31 protein-coding genes and 2 pseudogenes are annotated in these 21,805 nt (G+C 74.2%); 12 read left to right on the forward strand and 21 right to left on the reverse strand.

The annotated features are described in order from the left end of the window. Positions 1-341 (reverse strand): annotated as a pseudogene (locus SSNG_RS42885) (hypothetical protein); the annotation flags it as partial. A 269-nt stretch (positions 342-610) separates the two neighbouring features. On the opposite strand from SSNG_RS42885, the gene SSNG_RS00695 reads away from it, so the two are divergent. From SSNG_RS00695 to SSNG_RS38940, 3 genes and pseudogenes are all read left to right on the forward strand, one after another. Next, the gene (locus SSNG_RS00695; RefSeq protein ID WP_042802656.1) at positions 611-886 is read left to right on the forward strand and encodes an isoamylase early set domain-containing protein; all 276 of its coding nucleotides are present in this window, start codon (positions 611-613) and stop codon (positions 884-886) included. 151 nt (positions 887-1,037) lie between these two features. Next, positions 1,038-1,340 carry a hypothetical protein gene (locus SSNG_RS00700; protein ID WP_007261848.1) on the forward strand — a complete coding sequence of 101 codons (303 nt, stop codon included), beginning with the start codon at positions 1,038-1,040 and terminating at the stop codon, positions 1,338-1,340. A 156-nt stretch (positions 1,341-1,496) separates the two neighbouring features. Beyond that, a pseudogene (locus tag SSNG_RS38940) lies at positions 1,497-1,791 on the forward strand (WhiB family transcriptional regulator). Between the two features lie 21 nt (positions 1,792-1,812). Here SSNG_RS38940 and SSNG_RS43325 read toward each other — a convergent pair. Continuing rightward, a complete protein-coding gene (locus SSNG_RS43325) occupies positions 1,813-2,193 on the reverse strand; it encodes a hypothetical protein (RefSeq protein ID WP_050779498.1) in 381 nt (126 codons plus the stop codon). A gap of 883 nt (positions 2,194-3,076) precedes the next feature. Next, positions 3,077-4,456, reverse strand: coding sequence for an NAD(P)/FAD-dependent oxidoreductase (locus SSNG_RS00710; RefSeq protein WP_042800342.1), 1,380 nt, complete (start codon positions 4,454-4,456; stop codon positions 3,077-3,079). 297 nt (positions 4,457-4,753) lie between these two features. On the opposite strand from SSNG_RS00710, the gene SSNG_RS00715 reads away from it, so the two are divergent. The 3 genes from SSNG_RS00715 to SSNG_RS00725 all read left to right on the forward strand — a co-directional run bounded on the left by SSNG_RS00715 (position 4,754) and on the right by SSNG_RS00725 (position 6,533). After that, positions 4,754-5,227, forward strand: coding sequence for an ATP-binding protein (locus SSNG_RS00715; protein WP_050779499.1), 474 nt, complete (start codon positions 4,754-4,756; stop codon positions 5,225-5,227). Between the two features lie 245 nt (positions 5,228-5,472). Continuing rightward, positions 5,473-5,832, forward strand: coding sequence for an STAS domain-containing protein (locus tag SSNG_RS00720; protein WP_042800343.1), 360 nt, complete (start codon positions 5,473-5,475; stop codon positions 5,830-5,832). 65 nt (positions 5,833-5,897) lie between these two features. Further along, entirely contained in the window at positions 5,898-6,533 is a 636-nt protein-coding gene (locus tag SSNG_RS00725) for a VOC family protein (RefSeq protein ID WP_007261854.1), read from the forward strand. Positions 6,534-6,590: 57 nt separating this feature from the next. Here the strand turns inward: SSNG_RS00725 and SSNG_RS00730 are convergent, their stop codons facing one another. The 4 genes from SSNG_RS00730 to SSNG_RS00745 form a co-directional block, all read right to left on the reverse strand. Further along, on the reverse strand, positions 6,591-7,445 hold the full coding sequence (locus tag SSNG_RS00730) for an endonuclease/exonuclease/phosphatase family protein (protein ID WP_042800345.1): 855 nt from the start codon (positions 7,443-7,445) through the stop codon (positions 6,591-6,593). Between the two features lie 91 nt (positions 7,446-7,536). Continuing rightward, complete coding sequence (locus SSNG_RS00735) at positions 7,537-7,728, reverse strand: DUF6381 family protein (protein ID WP_007261856.1); 192 nt, start codon at positions 7,726-7,728, stop codon at positions 7,537-7,539. A 38-nt stretch (positions 7,729-7,766) separates the two neighbouring features. Next, complete coding sequence (locus tag SSNG_RS00740) at positions 7,767-8,948, reverse strand: glutamate--cysteine ligase (RefSeq protein ID WP_128636811.1); 1,182 nt, start codon at positions 8,946-8,948, stop codon at positions 7,767-7,769. Between the two features lie 110 nt (positions 8,949-9,058). Next, entirely contained in the window at positions 9,059-9,484 is a 426-nt protein-coding gene (locus tag SSNG_RS00745; protein WP_007261858.1) for a hypothetical protein, read from the reverse strand. Positions 9,485-9,703: 219 nt separating this feature from the next. Here SSNG_RS00745 and SSNG_RS00750 point away from each other — a divergent pair, with 219 nt between their 5' ends. Together SSNG_RS00750 and SSNG_RS00755 are read left to right on the forward strand one after the other, a co-directional pair. Next, on the forward strand, positions 9,704-11,905 hold the full coding sequence (locus tag SSNG_RS00750; protein WP_128636812.1) for an endonuclease: 2,202 nt from the start codon (positions 9,704-9,706) through the stop codon (positions 11,903-11,905). An 88-nt stretch (positions 11,906-11,993) separates the two neighbouring features. Beyond that, positions 11,994-12,695 (forward strand): NAD(P)H-binding protein, encoded by a 702-nt coding sequence (locus SSNG_RS00755; RefSeq protein WP_050779500.1) that lies wholly within the window; start codon positions 11,994-11,996, stop codon positions 12,693-12,695. 40 nt (positions 12,696-12,735) lie between these two features. Here the strand turns inward: SSNG_RS00755 and bla are convergent, their stop codons facing one another. Then, positions 12,736-13,683 carry a class A beta-lactamase gene (gene bla, locus SSNG_RS00760; RefSeq protein ID WP_042800346.1) on the reverse strand — a complete coding sequence of 316 codons (948 nt, stop codon included), beginning with the start codon at positions 13,681-13,683 and terminating at the stop codon, positions 12,736-12,738. 231 nt (positions 13,684-13,914) lie between these two features. Here bla and SSNG_RS00765 point away from each other — a divergent pair, with 231 nt between their 5' ends. Then, positions 13,915-14,196 carry a hypothetical protein gene (locus tag SSNG_RS00765; RefSeq protein WP_007261862.1) on the forward strand — a complete coding sequence of 94 codons (282 nt, stop codon included), beginning with the start codon at positions 13,915-13,917 and terminating at the stop codon, positions 14,194-14,196. Positions 14,197-14,211: 15 nt separating this feature from the next. On the opposite strand, the gene SSNG_RS00770 is transcribed toward SSNG_RS00765, so the two are convergent. The 12 genes from SSNG_RS00770 to SSNG_RS00825 form a co-directional block, all read right to left on the reverse strand. Next, complete coding sequence (locus SSNG_RS00770; RefSeq protein ID WP_007261863.1) at positions 14,212-14,409, reverse strand: hypothetical protein; 198 nt, start codon at positions 14,407-14,409, stop codon at positions 14,212-14,214. 218 nt (positions 14,410-14,627) lie between these two features. Continuing rightward, on the reverse strand, positions 14,628-14,900 hold the full coding sequence (locus tag SSNG_RS00775; RefSeq protein WP_007261864.1) for a gas vesicle protein K: 273 nt from the start codon (positions 14,898-14,900) through the stop codon (positions 14,628-14,630). A gap of 7 nt (positions 14,901-14,907) precedes the next feature. Continuing rightward, positions 14,908-15,102, reverse strand: a complete 195-nt coding sequence (locus SSNG_RS00780) for a gas vesicle protein (protein WP_007261865.1) — start codon at positions 15,100-15,102, stop codon at positions 14,908-14,910. Continuing rightward, positions 15,099-15,896, reverse strand: a complete 798-nt coding sequence (locus SSNG_RS00785; protein ID WP_007261866.1) for a GvpL/GvpF family gas vesicle protein — start codon at positions 15,894-15,896, stop codon at positions 15,099-15,101. Before SSNG_RS00785 ends, SSNG_RS00780 begins: the two co-directional genes overlap by 4 nt. After that, positions 15,893-16,210: a gas vesicle protein gene (locus SSNG_RS00790; protein WP_007261867.1), complete on the reverse strand. Its 318-nt coding sequence runs from the start codon at positions 16,208-16,210 to the stop codon at positions 15,893-15,895. Before SSNG_RS00790 ends, SSNG_RS00785 begins: the two co-directional genes overlap by 4 nt. Beyond that, complete coding sequence (locus tag SSNG_RS41600; RefSeq protein ID WP_007261868.1) at positions 16,207-16,467, reverse strand: hypothetical protein; 261 nt, start codon at positions 16,465-16,467, stop codon at positions 16,207-16,209. Before SSNG_RS41600 ends, SSNG_RS00790 begins: the two co-directional genes overlap by 4 nt. Beyond that, a complete protein-coding gene (locus tag SSNG_RS41605; RefSeq protein ID WP_007261869.1) occupies positions 16,460-17,017 on the reverse strand; it encodes a hypothetical protein in 558 nt (185 codons plus the stop codon). Before SSNG_RS41605 ends, SSNG_RS41600 begins: the two co-directional genes overlap by 8 nt. Continuing rightward, positions 17,014-17,250 carry a gas vesicle protein GvpG gene (locus SSNG_RS00805; protein WP_007261870.1) on the reverse strand — a complete coding sequence of 79 codons (237 nt, stop codon included), beginning with the start codon at positions 17,248-17,250 and terminating at the stop codon, positions 17,014-17,016. Before SSNG_RS00805 ends, SSNG_RS41605 begins: the two co-directional genes overlap by 4 nt. Positions 17,251-17,255: 5 nt before the next feature. After that, entirely contained in the window at positions 17,256-17,975 is a 720-nt protein-coding gene (locus tag SSNG_RS00810; protein ID WP_007261871.1) for a GvpL/GvpF family gas vesicle protein, read from the reverse strand. After that, on the reverse strand, positions 17,972-18,403 hold the full coding sequence (locus SSNG_RS00815) for a gas vesicle structural protein GvpA (protein ID WP_007261872.1): 432 nt from the start codon (positions 18,401-18,403) through the stop codon (positions 17,972-17,974). Before SSNG_RS00815 ends, SSNG_RS00810 begins: the two co-directional genes overlap by 4 nt. Before the next feature lie 44 nt (positions 18,404-18,447). After that, positions 18,448-18,759 (reverse strand): gas vesicle protein GvpO, encoded by a 312-nt coding sequence (gene gvpO / locus SSNG_RS00820; RefSeq protein WP_007261873.1) that lies wholly within the window; start codon positions 18,757-18,759, stop codon positions 18,448-18,450. 146 nt (positions 18,760-18,905) lie between these two features. Next, complete coding sequence (locus tag SSNG_RS00825) at positions 18,906-19,187, reverse strand: DUF3253 domain-containing protein (RefSeq protein WP_042800347.1); 282 nt, start codon at positions 19,185-19,187, stop codon at positions 18,906-18,908. A gap of 95 nt (positions 19,188-19,282) precedes the next feature. Here SSNG_RS00825 and SSNG_RS00830 point away from each other — a divergent pair, with 95 nt between their 5' ends. Beyond that, on the forward strand, positions 19,283-20,359 hold the full coding sequence (locus tag SSNG_RS00830) for a YihY/virulence factor BrkB family protein (protein ID WP_050779501.1): 1,077 nt from the start codon (positions 19,283-19,285) through the stop codon (positions 20,357-20,359). Between the two features lie 152 nt (positions 20,360-20,511). Here SSNG_RS00830 and SSNG_RS00835 read toward each other — a convergent pair whose 3' ends face one another. Then, positions 20,512-20,748, reverse strand: coding sequence for a DUF6479 family protein (locus tag SSNG_RS00835; protein ID WP_007261877.1), 237 nt, complete (start codon positions 20,746-20,748; stop codon positions 20,512-20,514). A gap of 182 nt (positions 20,749-20,930) precedes the next feature. Between SSNG_RS00835 and SSNG_RS00840 the strand changes: the two genes are divergently transcribed. After that, positions 20,931-21,311 (forward strand): STAS domain-containing protein, encoded by a 381-nt coding sequence (locus SSNG_RS00840; RefSeq protein WP_050779502.1) that lies wholly within the window; start codon positions 20,931-20,933, stop codon positions 21,309-21,311. Between the two features lie 103 nt (positions 21,312-21,414). Next, a complete protein-coding gene (locus tag SSNG_RS00845) occupies positions 21,415-21,795 on the forward strand; it encodes an ATP-binding protein (RefSeq protein ID WP_050779503.1) in 381 nt (126 codons plus the stop codon). Positions 21,796-21,805 lie beyond the last annotated feature (10 nt).

A 21,805-nucleotide genomic window follows, 5' to 3' on the forward strand; every position in this document is an offset into this window, starting at 1 on the left:
ACGTACAGGTCGAACGGCTCCCCGGGGGTCACGCTGCTCCGGCTCGCGAACCCCTCCACCGCGTGCGGGGCGCCCGGTCGCACGACGCGCCAACCGGCGTCGCCGGGGAGGGAGTTCTCGGCCGGTACGTCCAGACCGCCTCCGGCCGGCGCGGCCCGCACTGCCGTCCGCCCGCCGCGTGCCTGCGCCCCGGCGTGCCCGGCCCCCGCCGGCCAGGCGCCCGCCAGACCGGCGGCCACCACCAGTACGCGCCTGCGGTCCGGTCCCCGCACTCCCGCCTCGGGACCGCCCGGCCCCCGCTCGTCCCGCGAACCCACCGCTTTACCCGTCCCGGCGTCCATCCCCCTTTCCTAGCCCACCGCGCGCCCGCGGCCCGGCCGGCCACGCCCGGGGGAATGCCGTGTCGCGGGCGGCTCGGCAGCTGGACCCCCGTGGACGTGCGCTTGCCGACGTCCTCACACATCCCGGCCGCGGACGCGTGCGCCGCCACCTGGCCCTCCGATCCGTCCCCAGGGCGGGTGACCTCCGCAGGCCCTCAAAGCGCCTGCGGCGCGGAAGGCGGCACCGGGACGAGGATGCGGCGTTGCCGTCTTCTCCTGTGGAGGTCTCGATGCTCGAACGCAAGCAGCTCAAGGGCCGTACCAAGGTCACTTTCGTCCTGCCCGACGACGTCCCGGACGGGCCGGTCAGCGTGGTCGGCGACTTCAACCACTGGAACCCGGCCGCCCACCCCCTCACCCCGCGCGGCGACGGCACCCGCGCCGCCACCGTCGCCCTCCCCGCCCACAGCGCCCACTCCTTCCGCTACCTCGCGGCCGGCGACTACTGGTTCGACGACGAGGCCGCCGACAGCCACGACGGCACCAACAGCCGTCTCCACACCTGACGTGCCCGCACGTCCCGGCGGCGGAGGGGGCGAGCACCTGCCGGGCCGCCCCGTGTGCCGCTCGGACGTGAGCGGGCCGGCGGGGCCGAGGGGGCCGGTTGCCCGTCCGTTCGCGGGGTAAAGGCGTCCACGGGAAACGGGAGGTGGTGGCATGTCCGACGAAACCGAGACCGTCATCGAGGCGGAACTCCAGCCGCACGAGCCCTCGCCGGGCGAGGTCGAGGCCCGCAACCGCGTACGGGCCGAAGCGGAGGGCATGACCCACCATCAGGCGGCGTCCGCGCTCGCCCGCGCCCTGGACGCCGTCGGCGACGCGGCCGACGCCGACACGGCCGCTCTGGCGGCGCTTGCGGAGTGGCACCGGATCACCGACCTCCTCGCCGGCCACGGCGGGCCGTACACCACCGGGGCCGACCCGTACGCGCAGGGCCAGTTGGCAGCACGCGACCACTGATCCGGCCGCAGCGCCGGGTGCAACCGCCCCTGGTGGCGGCTCCCCTGGTTCCCGGGCTCCGGTGCCGCCCGGGCGCATGAAAACGCGTACGGCGGTCATACGCGGGTGCAGAGCGCGGCCACGACGGGCCGCCCCTGCCGGAAGGACGCCCATCCCGTGAGCGACATCTCCCGAACGGACGAACTGCTGCCGCCGCGACACGCCGGGCCTCTCGACGGGCCGTGCCGCACGGCCGCGCGGGACGTCTTCACCCGGCGCGCCCACGAGCACGCCGCGGCCGCCCGGGAGCGCGAGGAGGCGGCCAAGGCGGTCTGCCGGGGCTGCCCGGTCCGCGTCCCCTGCCGCCGCCACGCCCTGGCCGGTCGGGGTCCCGCACGGTGTCCGGGGCGGCCTCACGCCTGCCGAGCGCCGTTCCCTCTCTGATGGACGCCGGGTCCGGATGACCCGCTGACGCCCGCACGGCGTCCCGCGGTCAACCCGCCGGGCGGACGAGCAGCAGGGTCGGCTCCCCCGCCACCCGGGTCAGGAACACCGTCGCCGCGCCGTCGCCCCCCGGGCCGGCGTACCGCCCGAGCTCCGCGGCCTCGGCGGCGCAGCCGTGCTGCCGTACGGTCAGCCCGCCCGCCCCGCGCCCCCGCGACAGCGCCCCGGAGGCGGCGGGGTCGTACGGCAGGACCTCGGTGATCTCGTAGGCCGTCGCGAACGGGGTGGCGCGCGCCTCGTCCGAGGTGACGCAGGCGGGGGCGGCCGCGTCCAGCACGCCGCCGCCCACGTCCTCGGCGACCTCGGCCACCAGGCCGGCCCCGACGACGGCCGCGTCCACCTCGTACAGGTAGCGGCCGGGCGGCCGCACGGGCGGGGGCGCCCCCCCCCCGGGCGGGTAGTGGGGCCCCCGCCCGGGAAACAGTGTGGCCCGGCTCGGAACGCGCGCGGCCGGGCCCGCCCTCCCCGAACCACTACAGGACGGCCTCCTGCACTTCCCCCTTCCCAGGAGATCCACTCGGTCTCGTCGGTCTCGCAGCCCTCCGGGCACGCTCCCGGAACGGGACGTCGGGACCCAGCCCGGACCGCCCCCGCCCCGATGCCGCGGACGGTGTCCAGCGCCCAGGCCAGCGACGGCGCCGAGGCCCGCGGGCCCGTACGACCCTCCCGCGCGCCCGGCCGCACGACGTCGACGAAGACCGCCTCGCCCCAGGGCTCGTAGGCCGTGAGGTCCTGCTCCCGGACACATAGCGTGGACTGCCCGTCCAGGGCCGCGGCATTGGCCGCGGTGACGGCGACGTTCAACGGATCGCTGTCGACGGCGGTGACGGCGTGCGACCACGCCAGAAAAGAGGGCGTCGGCCCCCGTGCCCAGGTGGCACACGTCCAGGAACACCACGCCCATCTCGTCCAGCACCCGGCCCAGCTTGTACTCCGCCACCGCCCGGTGGGAGGCGTGGTCCAGGCCGTCCCGGGTGAAGTACATCCGCTGCGCGTCCGCCCCGAACTTGGCCTCCGCCTCCCGCCGCAGCCGGCCCTGCTCGACCGCCGCCGCCACCAGTTCCGCGGGGTGGTCCCAGCGCAGCGCGGTCAGTGTGGCGGGCCAGGTGGCCGGGTCGGGGTCGCGCACGGCGGCCAGTACCGCCTGGCCCTCGTCGGTCAGCAGCGCCCGGAACGTGTCGACATCCATCCGCGCATCCTCGCAACCCCGCCCCGGCGGCCTACGGGTGGGCCCGGCATGCGGGCCGGAGGCCCTATCCCGCCGTCCCCGGGCCGGATGCGCGCAGTGCCGCCGTGCGGGCCCTCACCTGGTCCGGGGACAGATAGGCGTCCGTGTGCTCGAACTGCCGCAGGGTCGGCGGCTTGGAGGGCTGGATCCCGGTCCTGACGAAGTCGTCGCCGGCCGTCGCGTTGAGCAGCCAGTTGGTCAGGACGCGGGCCTTGGCGACGTTGGTGCGCAGCGCCGACCAGTGGTAGCCGCGGGCCACGGCCTGGGCCGGGAGGCCCCGCAGGGGGATGCCGAGCGGTTTGGACACGGCGTCGGTGCCGCCCAGGTCGACGACGAGCCCCAGGTCCTTGTGCACGTACGGACGCAGCGGCTGCCGGCGCAGCGTCGCGATCAGGTTGTCCGCGAGGGTGCGCCCCTGTCGCAGGGCGTGCTGGGCCGTGGGCGGGCAGATCGCGCCCTCCTCCCGCGCCGCGAGGTCGGGCACCGCCGCGGCGTCTCCCAGTGCGAACACCCCGTCCGCACCCGGCACGGTCATTTCCGGGGTCACCAGCAGCCGTCCCCGGACGGTTTCCGCGTCGAGCGTGCCGATCAGCGGGCTCGCGGCGACCCCGGCCGTCCAGATCAGCGTCCTGCTCGGCAGCACCCGGCCGTCGGTGAGGGTGATCTCGGTGGCGGTCGCCTTGGCGACGCTGACGCCGAGGGACACCTGGATGCCGCGACGGCGCAGGACGTCCAGGGCCGTCCGCCCCAGGGAGTCGCCGAGTTCGGGCATCAGCTTCGGGGCGAGGTCGAGGAGGTGCCAGGTGATCTCGCGGGGGTCCAGACGGGGGTAGCGCTTCACGGCGTGGTGGGTGAGCCGCTGGAGGCAGGCGGCCGTCTCCGTGCCGGCGTACCCGCCGCCGACCACGACGAAGCACAGGCGCGCGGCGCGCTCCGCCTCGTCCTCGCCGGCGTCCGCCAGGTCGAGCTGGGAGATGACGTGGTCGCGCAGGTACGTGGCCTCGGCGAGGGTCTTCATGCCCCGCGCGTGTTCGGCCAGTCCGGGGACGTCGAAGGTGCGGGTGACGCTGCCGGGCGCCAACACCAGCTGGTCGTAGGCGTGTTCCTCGAACTCGCCAGTGATCTTGCGTACGACGCAGGCCTTGGCCCGGGTGTCGACGCCGACGACGCCGCCGGGGATGATCCGGGTCCGGTAGCGGCTGCTGCGGCGCAGCGAGACGGCGACGGACTGCGGGGTCAGCACGCCGGAGGCCACCTGGGGCAGCAGCGGCAGGTACAGCTGGTAGGAGTTCGGGGTGACCAGGGCGATGTCCGCCTCCGCGGGCGCGAGCCTGCGCTCCAGCCGCCGGATGCACTCGACCCCGGCGAATCCGGCTCCCACCACGAGAATCCTCGGTCGTGCCACGGTGTCCGTCCTTTCTCGGGCCTGCCAGGTCCCTCCGCATCTGCCCGCGCGGAGCCCGTATGCACCTGATCGGGGCGCCGGTTCGGGGGTTTCGTCCGGGGCCCGGCGGAAACACGCGCAAACGCCGGTACGCCGGTACGCCGAACGGGCCGGGGAGGTGCCGGCCACGAGGAAGGGAACCGCCGTGGGAATCATGATCCTTCTGATCGCGCCGATGCTGACGGCCCTGTTGCTGGTCACCCGTGGGGAGGGGCACCGTCCCCGCCACCGGGCCGGCCGCGGCTGAGGAACGGCCCCGTGGCTGTCCGAGCGGTGGGCTGGGCCCGGTCGTTCCCCGTCCACCGGGGGGTCCGCGAGGCCCGCCGGTGGTGTCTGAGTCACCTGAACACCCTGCCGTGGACCGCGGCTGCTCCCGACACGGTCCACGCCGTCCTGCTCACCGTGTCCGAGCTGGTCACCAACGCCCACGTGCACGCCCACAGCAGTGCGCACCTGGTCCTCACCTGGGACGGCAGCTGCCTGCACGTGAGCGTGGCGGACGATGACCCGCGGGTGCCCGCCCCCAGGGGGGCTTCCACCGGGGCGACCTCGGGCCGGGGCCTCGCGATCGTCGCCGCCCTCGCCGACCGGTGGGACGCCCACGCCTTCCACGGCGGCAAGGCGATCACGGCCTGCTTCCATTCGCCGGAGCACCCGTCCCCGCACGGGCCCACCGGTGACGACGCGGGAGACCCGGGAGACGCGGGAGACGCGGGAGACCCGCCGGCGTAGCGGGTGAACAGGGCCGGGTCACGCCCGAGGCGTTCCGTGGGGAGCGGAACGGGGTAGGCTGAAGGCATACCAGCCTGGTCTGGTGGGAGACCCCGCGCCACCGAGCAGTCACACGGAGTGGCTGAGGGACGGTTCGGGTGGTCTCGCTCGGCTTTGCGTGACCCTGATGGCCACGCGCTTCGCCTTCCCACCCCGTGTTCCGGGGAGCCGACTGTGATGGGCTCCGATCCGAACGGGGACAGGCCATGCTCCCCCTCACCCCCTTCGCCGTGGACATCGCACGGCATTCCGGCGGCACCGTCGTGTCGGTGGCCGGCGACCTCGACCTGGAAACGTGCGCCCGCCTCACCGAAGCCATGGACGCCCTCACTCCGGACAGAGGCGAGACCGTCACCCTCGACCTGATGGCCGTCACCTTCATGGGCACCGAAGCCCTGCACCTCCTCCTCGGCCTGCGCGCCCGTGCCCGGGCGGAACGGTGGGCCCTGCACCTGAGCGGCGTCCCGTACCTGGGGCGACGCGTGCTGGAGCTGACGGGGATGCGCCATCTGTTCGTCTTCCGCCCCGGGCGCACTCCGGGAGTCCCGGACCTCCGTGGTTCATGAACCAGTGGCCGGGGCGGCGGGCGTGGCGTCGGGATTCGTGCGGGTCGTCGGGGGATGATGCCGCAGTGCGACTTGATCATGTGTCCTATGCGGTGGCCCGCGACAGCTTCGTCTCGACCGTGCAGTGGATCGGATCGGCGCTTGGCGCCGGGTTCGTCGACGGGGGCGTGCACCCGCGGTTCGGCACCCGCAATTTCATCCTCCCGCTGAGCGGCGGCACCTACGTCGAGGTCGTCACCACGCTCGACCACCCCGCCGCCGACCGCGCACCCTTCGGCCGGGCGGTCGCGCGCCGCGCCGCCGAGGGCGGCGGCTGGCTCGGCTGGGTGGTCTCCGTCGACGACATCGCCCCGGTCGAGGCGCGTCTCGGCCGTACCTCGGCCGAGGGCCACCGGGTCCGCCCCGACGGGTTCGACCTGAGGTGGAAGCAGATCGGCCTGCTGGAACTGATGGAGGACCCGCAACTGCCCTACTTCCTCCAGTGGCTGGTTCCCGGCGAGGAACGGCCGAGCGCCGACCCGCGCACCTCCACCACCATCCACGGTGTCTCCATCGCCGGCGACGCCGCCTCCATCGCGGAATTCCTCGGCGAACCGGCCGACCACCCCCTCGACCAGATCGACGTCACCTGGGTCGAGGACGAGGAACCGGGCCTGGTCTCGGTCGAGTTCGCCACCGCCAACGGCCCGGTCACGATCTGACCGGACCCCGGCTGCGGAAGAGCACAACCTAGGGCCTGTCGGACGATTCGCGCCGGATCAGGCCGGGTCCAGGTCGGTGTGCAGCAGGTGGTGGTCCGAGTACGGGCTGGGGTGGACGCGGTGCGTGCGCGGGGTGATGCCGCGCAGGAACACGTAGTCGAACTTGCTGTTCCAGTCGGTGGTGGCCGCGCAGGCGCCGGCGCCGGCGGCGGGAGGGCGGCATCCGGGGTCCGTGTCCGTGGCCAGCGCCCACATCGGGCCGAGTTCGGGCGCGTGCGGCGCGGCGTTGAAGTCGCCGAGGACGATGGCCCGGTCCTGGCGGGCTACTTCCGCGGCGAGCACCCCCACCTGGCCCGCCCGCACCTCTTCCTGCCGGCGCTGGGCGAGGTGGGTGTTGAAGACGCGGACGGGCCGGCCGGCCACCAGCGTGGTGACGGCCAGGTAACCGCGGTCCTCGGAACCGCCGTCGGGGTATTCGACGCTCACCCGGTCCGTCATCGGCGCCGCCGACAGGATCGCCTGGCCGAAGCCGCCCGGCCGCCACGGCAGCCCACCGCAGCGGTTCCAGTTCCGCAGGACCGACCCGTACGCGACCCGGTAGACCAGCCCGTAGACCTCCTCCAGGTACGTGCGGATCTCCTCGACGTCTCGTGCGCACGCCTCCTGCAGGCCGATGACCTGGGGTGCGTAGGTGGCGATCTCCGTCGCCCGGCCGAAGTTGAGCCCGCTGCCGCACGGATTGCAGAGGTTCCACGTGCCGACGCGGCCCGGTACGGCCTCCTCCGGGGCGCCGGCCGGCAGCGGCCTGGCGAGGGGCAGGCCACGACCCGGCGTGCTCGGGCCCAGGATCAGCACCAGGCAGACCGCGGCCAGCGCGCCCGCGGCCCACCGCGCACCCCTGCTCAGCACCATCGCCCTCCCGAAGTGGACGCACATCATCACACGCCGCCCTCGACGCACGATCGAGCGGTCCACCCCGCCGGCGCATGGTCCTGATGTGGGACTACATGGGGTCCATCGTGGCGCTTTCCGGGCCGTGGCGTTCTTCGAGGTCCTTGCGGATGCGCAGGGCCTCGTCCATCAGCCCCTCCCGTTCGGCGGCGTCGGCGGACTTGTTGGCCGCCAGTTCGAGCGCCTCGGCCTGTTCGCGCATGCGCCGGGCCTGCTCGTCGGTCCGGCGGTTCTCGGTGGCCATGGGATCTCCTCCGGGTAGGTACGGGACTGGGCCTCCACTCAAGCACTCTCCGCGGCGCAGCCGCCGGAGCTACGCCGTGGCGGCCGCCCGCCGCCACCCGCGGCGCCCCGTCCGACGGTGATCTGCGCGCACTCCGTGACGACGGAGGCGAGGTCGCGGCCCTCGGCGTGGAGGCGGCGCTGGATGCGGGCGCCGTTCCCCCGTTCGTGGAGGTGGGCGATGGCCTCCCGGACCCGTTCGTCGTCGCCGTGGTCCAGCAGCGCCCCGCGCACGTGCCGGTACAGGGCGTCCACCGCCTGCTCGGGGGGCGTCTCCCGCATGGTCTCGGGGTGCAGCAGGGGCCCTTCCAGCCCGGAGCGGCCGGCCCGCCAGGAGGCCAGGCGCAGCAGGCTGGTCCCGATGCGGGCCGGAGGCCGTCCCCGCTGCCAGTCGCGGGCGGCGGTTTCGACCAGGCCTCGGACGAGGGCGGCGAGGAGGACCGTGGTCTCGGGGTCGAGGCAGACGTCCGCGACCCGTACCTCGACGGTGGGGTAGTTCGCGGACAGGCGGGCGTCGAAGTAGATCATACCCTCGTCCCGCAGCACGCCGGTGTCGATCATCGCGCGGACCTGTTCCCGGTAGCGGTCCGCGGATCCGAAGACGTCGACCGGTCCGGCGGAGGGCCACCTGTTCCAGACGCGGCTGCGGTAGCTTCCGTAGCCGCTGTCCTCGCCCTGCCAGAAGGGGGAGTTCGCGCTGATCGCGGTCAGGACGGCCAGCCAGGGCCTGACGCGGTCCAGGACCGCGACGCCCTCCTCGTCCGAGGCGACGGACACGTGGACGTGGCAGCCGCAGGTCAGCTGCTCCTGGGCGGTCAGTCCGAAACGCTCGCCCAGCCACCGGTAGCGTGGTCCGGCGTTCAACGAGGGCCGCACGGGCAGCGGTGAGGTCGCGACGGCGACCACCCGGGCGTCCGCGGTGGCCGCGTGGCGCGCCGCCTCGCTCCGGATGCGGCTGATCTCCTCGCGCAGTTCGCCCATCTCCGTGATCGGTTTGGTGGCGAACTCCACCTGCTCCTTCTGGAGTTCCTTCTCGAACTCGTGGTCCTCCCGGCCCTCACCGTCACTGCGGAGCCCGGCGGACCGTTCCGCGGCCGCCAGGACGGCGCCCGAGACGGCGAGCGGCGCACCGCTCGACGCGTCCACGAGCAGCAGTTCTTCTTCCACGCCTACGCTTCGCACACCGCCGCCGATCAGTCGAACCTCCAGATGGCCCGCGTCTGCCCCGCGCTCCCCCGCACATGCACGCCGAGCCGCGGTGAAGTGTGAGGTGTGAGGTGTGAGTGCTTCGCTCACCCGCCCGGGTTCGTGGAGGGGTGGCCGGCGCCCGGCCAGGCGACGGGGTGGCGGGGCCGCCGGTCCTGGGTCTCGTACAGGAGGAACGCGGCGCCGGCGGCGCAGGTCACGAGGAACGACAGCAGGACGGCGGCGGGCCACCAGGGGTTGGCGGTGCCCGCGGCGTACGGCCACAGCAGGGCCGAGGAGGCCGCCAGGACCGGGAGCAGCACGCTCCTGGCCCACAACGGCAGCAGCGTGCGGCTCACCACCACCAGGACGGCCCCCACGAGGGCGGCGGGCACGATGACGGCGGCCAGGGCCAGGACGACGAGGAAGAGCAGGGCGAAGATCATGCGGCGGGCCTCCGGGGCGCTGCGGAACGGGCGCACGGGCGTGCGCACGAGGCCTGCCGAGCACGGCAGGTCCGTCCTGCGGATCATCCTGCCACGAGATTTGAACGCGTTCAATCACGAGCACCGGCCGGTCCCGGCGCTCGCCGTCCCGTAGATCGGAGAAGCCTCAAAGATTGACGCCACAACCACCCAGGGGCGTCCCCCCGTTCGGCCGGGCGGGCCCCGGGGCCCTGTGCCCATACTGGAACGAGGGGAGGAAGGGGGGACGTCCACGCGCGGAAGGTGTTGCCGAGGAGGCGAGCCGAGATGTCAGTGGAGCAGTTGTCCCGGGCCGGCACGGGTTTCATCGAGCAGATGGAGAAGGCCAGTCGGCGCTACACGGCCCGTGCCGCCGAACGCGACGGCCACAGGGAGGCACTGGAGCGGCACGGCATCCTCCATGCCGACACCCGGGAGCGGGTGAACAGCCGCCTCAGCCGGCTGGGCGTCGACTGGGCCATGGCCACAGCGGTCGAGCGGACCCCGGGGACCGCCACCACCGGTACCAGCCTGGACCTGGACCGCGAGTTCGTCAGCACCGACCTGCTGACGCTCGAACGGTTCATGGGCCGCAACGACCTCATCGGAATCGACTACCTCGAAGGCGGCTTCCTCGCCGCACGCTCGGTCGCCCGGATCACCGTCCGCGGTTCCGGGTCGACCCTCCACGGAACCGGCTTCCTGGTGTCCCCTTCCCTGCTGATGACGAACAACCACGTGCTGGGCTCCGCCGAGGAGGCGTCCGCCGGAATCGTCGAGTTCGACTTCCAGGCGGCCGCACACGGGCGGCCGCTGGTCCCGGTCGTGTTCCAGCTCGAACCGCAGCGCTTCTTCCTCACCGACCGCGAGCTCGATTTCACCGTGGTCGCGGTGTCCGCACGCTCCCGGGACGGTCAGCCGCTGGCGTCCTTCGGCACGCTCCCCCTCAAGGAGGCCCAGGGCAAGGCCGTCATCGGGGAACTCGTCAACATCATCCAGCACCCCAACGGCGAACCGAAGCAGCTCGCCCTGCGCGACAACCAGATCGTGGACGTGCTGGACGACCACCTCCACTACGCGGCCGACACGGCACACGGCTCCTCGGGAGCCCCGGTGCTCAACGACCAGTGGGAGGTCGTGGCACTGCACCACTCGGGCGTGCCCCGCAGGGACCGGGACGGCAACGTGCTGGCCGTCGACGGAAGCATCTGGCGTCCGGCCATGGGAGAGCACCGGGTGGACTGGAAGGCCAACGAGGGCGTCCGCGTCAGCCGTATCCTCGCCCTGATCCAGCAGTTCCCCCTGTCCGGCGCCGCCGCGACGCTCCGGGCGGAACTGATCGCCGCCGGCTCGTCCCCGCACGCCGTGGAAGTCCCGCCGCCGCCCGTCCTGACCGGCCGGACGAACGGCTCCGCGCCCCAGGACACGACACCGGACCACGGCGGTGAGCAGCACGCCGCTCCCGAGTCCGTCCGCTGGACCGTCCCCCTCCACATCAGCGTCAGCCTCGACGCCGAGGCCCTGCGGCACGGGACGGCGGTACCGGACGCGGCAGCGGCGCCTGCGGCGACCACCTCGACCTACCCCGGGGCGCCCGCCGCGACCGGGTACGTCGACGGCCAGTCGCCCGCCGAGCGGGACCTGGCCGCCGCCCTGGTCAACCTGGCGGCCTCCCGGACCCGCCCCTACTACGACCAGGCCGCCGACCTGGCGGCACGCGAGGCCTACTACGCGGGCATCCCCGTCGGCGACCCCGCCGCGCTGCGCCTCGCGCTGACGCAGCGTCTGGAGGCGACGCACGACCGCCGCCCGGCGTACAAGCCGATGCGCCTGCTCTACCCGTGGGTGGACCTCCACCCCGACGAGAAGCTCCACGGCATCTACTCGGACAACACCTTCGCCCCCGAGGAGCTGATGGCGGCCGACGCGGCGGTGGAGGCGGCACGGATCGGACGCTGGCAGGAGTTCATGCTCCTGGAGGGCGCGCCCGGCCCGGACGCCGTCGAGGCCGAACTCGACCTCCTGGAGGCGTCCTTGCCCTTCAACTGCGAACACGTGGTGCCCCAGTCGTGGTTCGCCAAGAAGGAGCCCATGCGCGGGGACCTGCACCACCTCTTCGCCTGCGAGTCGACGTGCAACAGCTTCCGCGGGAACATCCCCTACTTCGACTTCCCCGACTTCGACGAGGCCGTCCGGCACAGCTGCGGGCGCCGGGAGGCGGGCAGGTTCGAGCCCTCTGCGGGCAAGGGGCCGGTCGCCAGGGCCACGCTCTACTTCCTGCTGCGCTACCCGGGCAGGATCGGCGACGAGGCGCGCGAACTCCAGCGGGACGGCCTGCGGATGCTGCTGGACTGGCACAGGGACCACCCGGCGGACCTCTACGAGCAGCACCGCAACGCGGCGATAGCCGAGATGCAGGGCAACCGGAACCCGCTGATAGACCACCCGGAGTGGGCGGAGCGGATCGACTTCGCGGGTGCCTGGCCCTGAAGGAGGCCGCGACGGCACCGCCCTTCGTCCGATGTGACATGCTGCGGGGAATCCGGCGGGCCGGCCGCCGGCGGCGGAGAGGACATCCATGACCCGCAGCGCGCTCCTGGTCGGAGCCACCGGACTGGTCGGCGGACAACTGCTGGCGCGGCTGCTGCGCGACCCCCGCTACGACCGCGTCACCGTACTGGCCCGCCGCCCGCTCGGTCTCGAACACCCGCGGCTGGACGCCCGGGTGGTGGACTTCCCCAAGCTCGGGGCCGACGACCTGCCGCCCGGGCCGGCCGGGAGCGACGTGTACTGCGCGCTGGGCACCACCATCGGGCAGGCCGGCTCGCAGGAGGCCTTCCGCGAGGTGGACCAGCACCACACCGTGCGGGTGGCCGCGCTGGCCCGGGACGCGGGCGCCGAGCGGATCGCCGTCGTCTCCTCGGTCGGCGCCGGATCCGGCAGCCGGGCCTTCTACCTCCGCGTCAAGGGGGACATGGAGGCGGAGGTGACGGCCCTGGGCTACCGCCAGACGGAGTTCTTCCGGCCCTGCTTCATCCTCGGCCGCCGCGCCACCCACCGCCGGAGCGAGGGGCTCGGCGGCTCCGCCGCGACCGTACTGGCCCCCCTGCTGGCCGGGCCCGCCCGCCCCTTCCGGCCGGTGCAGGCGGGCCGCATGGCCGCAGCCATGATCGCCGCGCTGGCCGAGGACCGGCCCGGGACCCGGGTCCGCACCTACGACGACTTCCTGGCCCTCGCCCCGGACGCGAGCGCCGCCGCGGACGCCGGCGGGCGGAGCTGACGGGCCATCCGGTTCCAGGGACCGGTCTCACCTGTCCCCGTCAGCGTCCCGGGTGGGCGAACGCCCCGGCCAGGGCCCTGGCCGTCCGGGACACCAGCGTGTCGTCCGCTTTCGCGTCCTGCGCCGGTTTGGTCGTCAGGACCGCCAGGACCAGCGGCGCACCGTGCGGCCGCCACGCGATGCCGACGTCGTTGTTCGTGCCGTAGGAGCCGCCGCCCGTCTTGTCGCCCAGCCGCCACTCGGCGGGCAGCCCCTCCCGGAAGCGCGCGCCGCTCGTCGTGTTCGCGCACAGCCATCCGGTCAGCAGGCCGCGGTCGGCCCGGCCGAGCGCGTCGCCGAGGACCAGCCGGGCGTACGTGCGGGCGATGGCCCGCGGGGTGGTGACGTCGGTGACGCGTTCCGGTTCGGCGCTGTTCAGCTCGGGCTCCCACCGGTCCAGGCGCGTCACCGGGTCGCCGAGGGAGCGGGCGAAGCGGGTGACGGCGGCAGGGCCGCCGAGTTCGCGCAGCAGCAGGTTGGCCGCGGTGTTGTCGCTGTAGGTGATGCTCACCTCGCACAACTCGCCGATCGTCAGGCCGTTCGCGAGGTGCGCCGGCCGCTTGGTCCACTCGGAGTAGCCGGACCTGGCGATGTCCGCCTGGGTGTAGTGGATGCGGCGGGCGAGGACCGAGCCGTCGTGGTCGAGGTCGCGCAGGACCGCCGCGGCGGCGAGGGTCTTGAACACCGAACACATGGGGAAGAGTTCGTCCGCCCGATGGGTGACGGTGCGACCGGTGTCCGTCTCCAGGGCGTACACCCCGAGCCGAGCGCCGTGCTCGCGTTCGAGTTCGGCCAGGGCCCGGGCGACCCGGGGGCCCGCCCCCTCGGCGGCCGGCGCCGAGGGGCCGGGCGAGGCCGCGGCGGCGGGGGCGAGGCCGGCGGTGAGTACGGTTCCGGCGCCGGCGCCTAAGGCGGTGAGCACGGTGCGGCGGGCGGGGGTCGGGGGCATGGGGACCTCGTCTTCTTCCGGGTGTTCCTGCGGGAACCTTGACGATCATGACGCACGGAGCGGACAGGACGGTTCCACCCCGGTTCGCGCCGGTCCCCGGCGCCCGCTCGTGGTCCGCGGGTCCCGGTCGTACGGTGGTGAGGGGGGCCGGCGCGGGCACGCACGGCCGGCGAGCCGTGCGGGTGCCCCGGGCCCGGTAGATGACCGCATGCCGAGAGCAGGTGTATCCCCTTGCGCACGTCAACCCGTACTCCGGCCCGTATCGCCGGTGTCCTCACCGGCCTGGCCCTCACCGTCGCGGGCGCGGCCCTCACCGCCCCCGCCGCACACGCCGACGTCAGGGCCTGCATCAACCAGGTGGAGCGCGAACTCCGCGGCGGTGAGGCCCCCGAGTACGTCCGCGCGGCGTGCTCCGCCGGCCTCGGCGGCGACCACGACCAGTGCGTGTCCGGCCTGACGAAGGGCGGGGTCACCAACGGGACCGCGGTCAGCGCCTGCCGGGTCGCCCCGTAGCGCCGGCCGCCCCCTTCAGAGACGGCCGCCCGTCAGCCGGGACAGCGGACCGCGCCGTCGCAGGCCGGCGCGCCGTCCGAGGCCGTAGGCGGTCGTCACGACGGCCGCCGTGGCGGTGGCGGCACCGGCCGCCGCGGCCTTGCGGGCCCGGACCGCGGTCCAGATCCAGCCGGCCCGGCCCAGGGAACCCCTGACCGCCTTCGCGGCGGCCACCGTCTTCTCCCCCAGCGCGCCGGCAGCGAGGCGAGGGCGCCCGCGGTGCCTTCGGACGCGGCGGCCCCCGCCTCCGCACGGGCGGCGCCGGCGGACCGGTCCCGGGTCCTGGTACTGGTCCCGTTGGAGGAACCTCGCGACGTGGAACGGCTGTTGGTGTTCTTCTCCGATTCGGTCATGTCCCGCGTGTGACCGGAACCCCGGGCGGCAAACCCCCCTCACAGGAGCTTTCCCAGAGGGCCCAGGTCGATGTTCAAGTCCTCGGGCCGCAGGCCGAACCGGCGCCGGAGGAGGTCCATGCGGTCCTCCAGGAGCATCAGCGTCAGGCCGAGGCGTTCTTCCTGCTCCTCGGTGAGGGTGCCGCTCTCGAACCGGCGCAGCGCCTGGCGTTCCATGAGCTGGCGCAGGAGTTCCACGACGGTCAGGACCAGGCGCGCCAGGTCGCGTTCCACGGTGTCGGCGTCGAGGTCGAGCTGCCTTGGTCGGCTCATGTCTCTGTCATCCCTCCCAGGGTGCGGGCACGGTGTCGCCGACGGAGCTGACCAGCGCCTTCAGGTCGATGCGGACGAGGTCGACGTCGGCGATGCGCAGAGTGATGTCGCCCACGAGGACGACCCCGCCCGCCAGGAGACGGTCGAGGAGGTCGACGAGGGCGACATCGGCCGCCTCGGCGACGTCCCGGTCCCCGGTCACGGGGCTCCCGCGGCGTCCGCGGGCCCGTGGGCGAAGGAGTACGGGACCCAGGGGCCGGTGACCTCGATCCGGAAGCCCGTCGGCAGGGCGTCCGCGTGCGGGACGCCGTCGAGGAACGCCTGCCGGTCCGCGGTGGGGACCAGGTAGGCGGCGTTGAGGACGTTCCGGCCCGGGGCCGACGACAGCGCCCGGTGCTGCGGCGGGTGCGTGACGGCGCCCGACGCCCTGGCGGCGAGGTCCTGGTGGAGCGTGCGGGCGGTCTGCCGGGCCCGGTCGTCGCGGTCGTCTCGTGCCCGTCGGGCTTCGATGCGGGTGCGCAGGTAGTCGCGGCCGGAACCGCCCGCCGCCGGCGGGGCCGGCGGGGCGGGCGGGCCGTCGGCCGCGGCGGGTCCGGTGTAGAGCTTGACGCCCCATTCCTCGGTGCCCGTGAGCCGGCGCAGGGCGTGGGTGAGCGGTTCGCGGGCTTCGTCCAGCATCCGCCGGACTCCCTCCGGGCCGCGGCAGACGGTGGCCAGCCGCAGCGGGACGGTGGTGGCCCGGCGTCCCACGCGGGCCACCACCCCGTGGTGGGCGCGGGCCACCCCGGCGAGCCAGTCCAGGTCCTCCAGGCGGGCGCGCAGCGGTCCCTCGTCGAAGTCGGCGGCGGACACGGGCTCGACGACGGCGGTGAGGCCGTCGTGGCCGACGAGCCGCAGGCCCGCGCCGAGGACGGGGCCGGTGTCGGCTTCGAGGGCCGCGAGGAGCGGCGGGCCGGTCCGCAGCACCGCGTAGACGTAGAGGAGTTCGTCGCTCACGGGTGTTCCTCCCGGCTTGCCTCGAGCGCCGCGATGCGCCGGCGCAGATCCGCGTTCTCACGGCCCAGCTCACCGTCGCGCGCCTTGGAGGACAGGGCGGGGTCCCGCTCCCACCAGTCGATGCCCATCTCCTTCGCGCGTTCCACGGAGGCGACGACCAGGCGGAGCTTGATGGTCAGCAGCTCGATGTCGAGCAGGTTGATCCGGATGTCGCCGGCGATGACCACGCCCTTGTCGAGTACGCGTTCGAGGATGTCGGCGAGGTTGGCTCCGCCGTCGTCGCCGAGCCGGGGCAGGCCCGAGGGTGTGGTCATGAGGGCCGTCGGCTTCCGTGACGGCCGCGCGGGCGGGCGGGCGCGGGCTCGTCCTCGGCGTAGGCGTCGGCATCGGCATCGGCATCGGCATCGGCATCGGCATCGGCATCGAGGAGGAGCGTGGCGCGCCCCAGGGCCCGGCCGATGCCCGCCAGGAGGCATGCGGCCCGGACCATGAGGTAGTGCTCCAGTTCGTCCTTGACCCGGTCTGCCGCAGGGCTGTTCCCGAGTCGCGCCGCCAGGGTGGTCTCAGGCATCGCCGGCGCCTCCTCCCCGGCTGCCGCTCGCGGCGCCCTTCGCCGTGCCGGAGCCGCTCCGGCGGGAACGGCCCGCCGACGGCGCCTGTTTGCGGGCCGCCCGCTTGCGCGGCGGGCGGCGGTCGTCGCCCTGCGGCTCGCCGGCGCCGCCGTTCCCGGGCTCGTCCGCGTCCGCGTCCGCGGCGGCCTCAGGGTCCGCGTCCGTAGCGTGCCGGCCGGTGTCGTCGTCCCGGCCCGTGAGGGCCGCGAGACGGTCCTGGAGGTCGAGGGTGCGGTCGTGCAGGCGGTCGGCCAGGGCGTCGAGCTGCCGGTCCACGAGGGCGCCGACGGCGGCCGGGGCCACGCCGCGCAGGTCCGTGCGCACCTGGTCGCGCAGCTCCTTCACCCGGGGGTGGTCCCGCAGGCCGCCCACGAGGTGGCCGGCCGATCCGGCGGCGGCCCTGCGGCCGAGCACCAGCGTGGTGAGGCCGAGCGCGAGCCTGGCCTTCTTCGTGCGGCCCAGGAAGTAGCCGGCGCCGACGGCCAGGCTCAGGGCGGTGCGGTTCGTCATCTCGGTCGCGACCTGCTCTCCAGTCGGGCCAGGAGTTCGTCCTCCCGGCGGTCGAATTCGGACTCGTCCATCTCCCCCGCCTCGAAGGCCGCGACGAGCCGTGCGAGCTCGCGCTGGACGACGGCGGGGTCGTGGTACTGCCGCTCGGCCTCCGCGAGGACCTGACGCATGACCCAGGCGGCCCCGCGTACGGGTGCGGCCGGGAGCAGCAGGACTTCCGTCAGCAGGCCCATGGCCGTCAGCCCGCCTCGGCGAAGCTGTAGGGCGGCAGCGGGCCGGTGGCCTGCACCCGCAGGTGGTGGTGCTCCTCGTGCAGGGCGCGGACCGCGGCGAGGAAGTCCTCGCGGCGGTCGCGGTCGACGAGGAAGGAGCAGTTGGCCAGCCAGCCGGCGCTCTCCGGTCCCCGGCGCACGTCCTCGGCGTGGGGGGTCAGGGCCTCCTCGATGAGGGCGGCGTCCGCCCGCTCGCGCGCGGACACCGCGCGGGCGACGAGTTCGCCGAAGAGCAGCTTCTCCTCGTGGGTGCCGCCGCCCGCCGCGCGCATCGCCTGGTGGCGGGCGATCAGCTGGGGGTCCGCGGCGAGGACGGCGTGGAGGACCGCGTCCTCCTCGTGGCCGGCCTTGACGTTGTACTCGTCGCGGTTCACCAGGGCCTCCAGGCGTTCGAGGTAGGCCTCCTCGTGTTCGGCGAGGATCGCGCCGACCGTGTCGTCGTCGGGCGAGACGCCGCCGAAGCGCATCGGCAGGACGGGGCCGCCGGCCTGCGCCTGGATGACCACCCTCTGGTGGGCGAGCAGGTCCCGCCGCTTCGCCCTCAGCTCGGCGGGGGCGTCGCTGACCAGTGCGGCGAGCCGTCCGGCCCGGACGGACCGGACGGGGAGGGGAGGCTCTCCTATCCCCTCGATGGCGCCCGGGAGCTTCTGCGAGGCGCGGGTGATGCCGTAGACGTAGGTGCTCATTCCTTCTCCTCCCGGCGGGTTGTGGCGCGCCGGCGCGGCCGGCTCTCGCTCTTCTCCTCCGTGCCCTCCTCGCGGGCCTGGCTGAAGGCGTCGGAGAGGGTCTGGGCCGCCCCGCTGAGGACGCCCTTGGTCTTGCCCCGGGCTCCGGACTCGGTCAGCTCGCCCATGAGGTCGGGCAGGCCCGGGTTCTTGCGCGGTCCGGCTTCCAGGTCGAGGCGGTTGCACGCCTCCGCGAACCGCAGGTAGGTGTCGACGCTGGCCACGACGACCCGTATGTCGATCTTGAGTATCTCGATGCCGACCAGGGAGACGCGTACGAACGCGTCGATGACCAGGCCGCGGTCGAGGATCAGTTCCAGGACGTCGTACAGGCCGCTGGAGCCGCCGCCGGTGGCGGCGGGTGCGGGCTGGGCAGGAACGACAGTCATTGTTCCGCTTCCCTTTCTTCGGGGGCAGGGGCGGACGTCCGCCTTCAGCGACGGTCCGCGCGGCCCCTCTCGTAGCGGCGGACCCGCCGGTAGCCGATGAGTTCGCCGTCCGCGTCGACCTCCACCTCGTAGGAGGCCAGCAGCGTCATCGTGTCGGGGACGCGGGGCAGTTCGACGATCTCGACCGAGAGGTTCCAGGTGCCGTCTTCGGCCCGCTCGCACGAGCTGACGGCTTCGGCCGGAAGGCCGAGCAGCTGGGACAGCTGCCGCATCGCCGAAAGGATCACTGTGGCGGGGCGCGGGGGCTTCCCCTGGTCCGCCTTCTTCTGTGTGTGGTCGTCAGATGTGTCGGTCATGTCTTCCTCCTGCCGCGTATGGCCGCCTTCCGGGACCTCAAACCCCGCGACGGCGGGCTGGAGTTGAACACTCCGGCCAGGACCGGCCCGGACGGCGTCGTCGGGGCAGGTGAGCGCGTCGGACCGCCCGGTGTGCTGTCGGGGCGTCAGGAGGTGTGGCGGGTGCGGCGGATGCGGATCGGACCCCGGGCCCGGTCCGGATCGACGGGGCGGCCGCGCTGGGTGATCTCCACGTCGCCGGCCGCGACCAACCGCCGGGCCGCGCGGCGGACCGGCTCCATCAGGGCGCGCCAGCCGTCGTCGTCCGCCGCGTACGCCGCCCGCGCGGCGTCCGAGGGGCAGATCGTCGCGCCCGGCCCGCGGCGGTCCAGCAGGTCGAGGATGGTCCGCTCCAGACGCCGTTCCGTCCGGCGCTCGTCGTCCGCCACTCCCCCAGTGTCACCCCGGCGGTCACCTGCCACCTGCCACCTGCGTCCGGCGGGCGAGGAGGCATGGCCGCGGCGGGAGTGGACATGCGCCGACCATGAAGGCCAACGGGACACCGGACGACAGGAACGGCCGCCCGCCGTCGAACGCGGGATCCGACGAGCCGGCGGAGGGGGCGCCGGACCGGCCGTCGCGGCTGCCCGGGCGGTCCTGGAAGGCGGTGCTGCGCGGCACGGTGAGGGAGTTCGGGGACGACGAGCTCGCGGACCGGGCGGCGGCCCTGACCTACTACGGGGTGCTGGCGCTGTTCCCCGGCCTGCTCGTGCTGGTGTCGCTCCTGGGCATCGCGGGCGACTCCGTCACCCGGCAGGTACTGGACCAGCTGCAGGCGCTCACCCCCGGCGCGGCACGGGACGTGATCAGCGAGGCGGTCGAGCGGTTGCGGGCCGACGCAGGTGTCAGCTCCTTCCTGGCGGCCGTGGGGCCGGTGGTGGCGGTCTGGTCGGCCTCCGGCTACGTCGGCGCGTTCATCCGCGCCGCGAACGCCGTCTACGACGTGCCCGAGGGGCGGCCCGTGTGGAGGGTGCTGCCCCTGCGGCTCGGCCTGACCGTGACGCTCATGGGGCTCGCCGTCGCCAGTGCGCTGATCGTGGTGTTCACCGGTGGCCTGGCCCGGCGTGCGGGTGCGGCGCTGGGGGTGGGCGACACCGCGATGGCGGTGTGGTCGACCGTGAAGTGGCCGGTCCTGCTGGTGCTGGTCACCGCCATGATCGCGATCCTCTACTGGGCCGCCCCGAACGCCAGGGGCCGCGGCTTCCGATGGGTCAGCCCGGGCAGCGTCCTGGCGCTGGTTATCTGGATGACCGCCTCGGGCGGCTTCGCGTTCTACGTGGCGCACTTCGCCTCGTACAACAGGACGTACGGCACTCTGGCAGGCGTGATCATCTTCCTGGTGTGGCTGTGGATCACCAACCTCGCCGTGCTCCTGGGCCTCGAGTTCGACGCCGAGCTGTCCCGCCAGCGCGCGGTCGCGGGCGGGCATCCCGCGGACGAGGAGCCGTACGTCGAGCCGCGCGACACGCGGGCGTGGACCGACAAGGACCGCCGCCGGCTCCGGTGGCGGGGCCGGCGGCGGGGCGGTGGGGGGACGGACGGCCGGCGCCTGGCCGGGTAGGCGCGCCGCAGGACACCCCGGCCCTGCAGGGCGCGATCTTCGCGGTGGTCAAGGCGGCCGTCGACCGCGGCGGGGCGGCCGCCACCCGGCGCGTGACCGGCACCGGGCCGGCGTGAGCGCCGGAGGCGGGCCGGGGCGCACGCGGCCGCCCGTCACCGGTCGTCGTGGGCGTGGCCGGAACCCGCGTCGGGCTCCTGCCAGGAGTTCTGCCGGGCCACGGCCTGCGGGTTCTGGTCGACCGGCCGGGCGCCCGGATCCTTGCGGCGTGCCGCGCGGCGGCCGCCGTACCAGAACGCGGCGACGAGCAGGGCGGCGACGACGACGCCGACGACCATCAGCAGGAGGGTGGGCGTGCCCTCGGCCGCGAGGGAGGCAGTGGAAGGAATCATGAGCGCCGTCTACCCGTTCCTCCGCCTCCCTCACGGGTCTGTGCCGGTCCCCTTCCGGGGGGCGTACGGTGGAAAGGCCCCCACCGGGTCCCGGAAGCCTTGCCGACGGGTGCGCGGGACCGCCAGGGCGGCTTTCGCCGCCGTGCACACCGTGTGCGCAGGAGCGGGGCCAGGAGGCGGCCATGAGCACGGACCCGGCGAACCTTCCCCTGCCCGCGCCCGATCTGAAGACCGACACCGTACGAGTCGGCAGCGCGGTGGTGTGCGTCCTGTCCGGCGACGTCCACCTGGGCACCCGGGCCATCGGCGACGACGCGCTGCGCCGGGCGCTGGACCTCCACCCGGCGCTGCTCGCGGTCGACCTCGACGCCGTGGAGCTGTTCACCGCCGACGGACTCAACCTGCTGCTGGCCCTGCGCGAGGCCGCCGACGAGCAGGGTGTGCCCTTGGTCCTGCTCTCCCCGGGCGAGGCCGTCCGGGAGGTGCTGGACATGACCGGCGCGGCCGGGGCGTTCGAGATCCACTCCACCCTCGCCGAGGCGACCGGCCGCCGCGACCCGTAACCCGTGCGCCGCCCGGGGTGTGGCCCGGTGGGCGGTGGGCAGGTGACAGGACCAAAGGAACTTCGGCCTGCCGGGACCCGTGATGGGACTGCCGCCTTCTGCTGTGAGCCATGGACTCGACCTCGACGACGCGAGCGGCGCCGCCGGGTGCGGTGCGGGCGTCGAGTGGATCCGCCGGACGCTCACCGACATGGGTCTTCTGGACCACGGCGGCGATGTCGTCCTGGTGGGGGCCGAGCTGCTCTCCAATGCCGTCAAACACGGCGGCGGCGCCCGGCACCTGGCCCTCGACCGGCACGACCGCTTCCTGCGGATCGGGGTCAGCGACCACGATCCCCACCCGCCCCGCATGGCCGAACACCGTCCCGACTCCATCGGCGGGCACGGGCTCTTCCTCATCGACCAGCTCGCCCTGCGCTGGGGGACCCGGCCCGCACCCGGCGGGAAGACCGTCTGGGCGGACCTTCCCCTCCCGCCTCCGTGAGCGGCCGGGG

Source organism: Streptomyces sp. C, assembly GCF_000158895.1.
Lineage (GTDB): Bacteria > Actinomycetota > Actinomycetes > Streptomycetales > Streptomycetaceae > Streptomyces > Streptomyces racemochromogenes.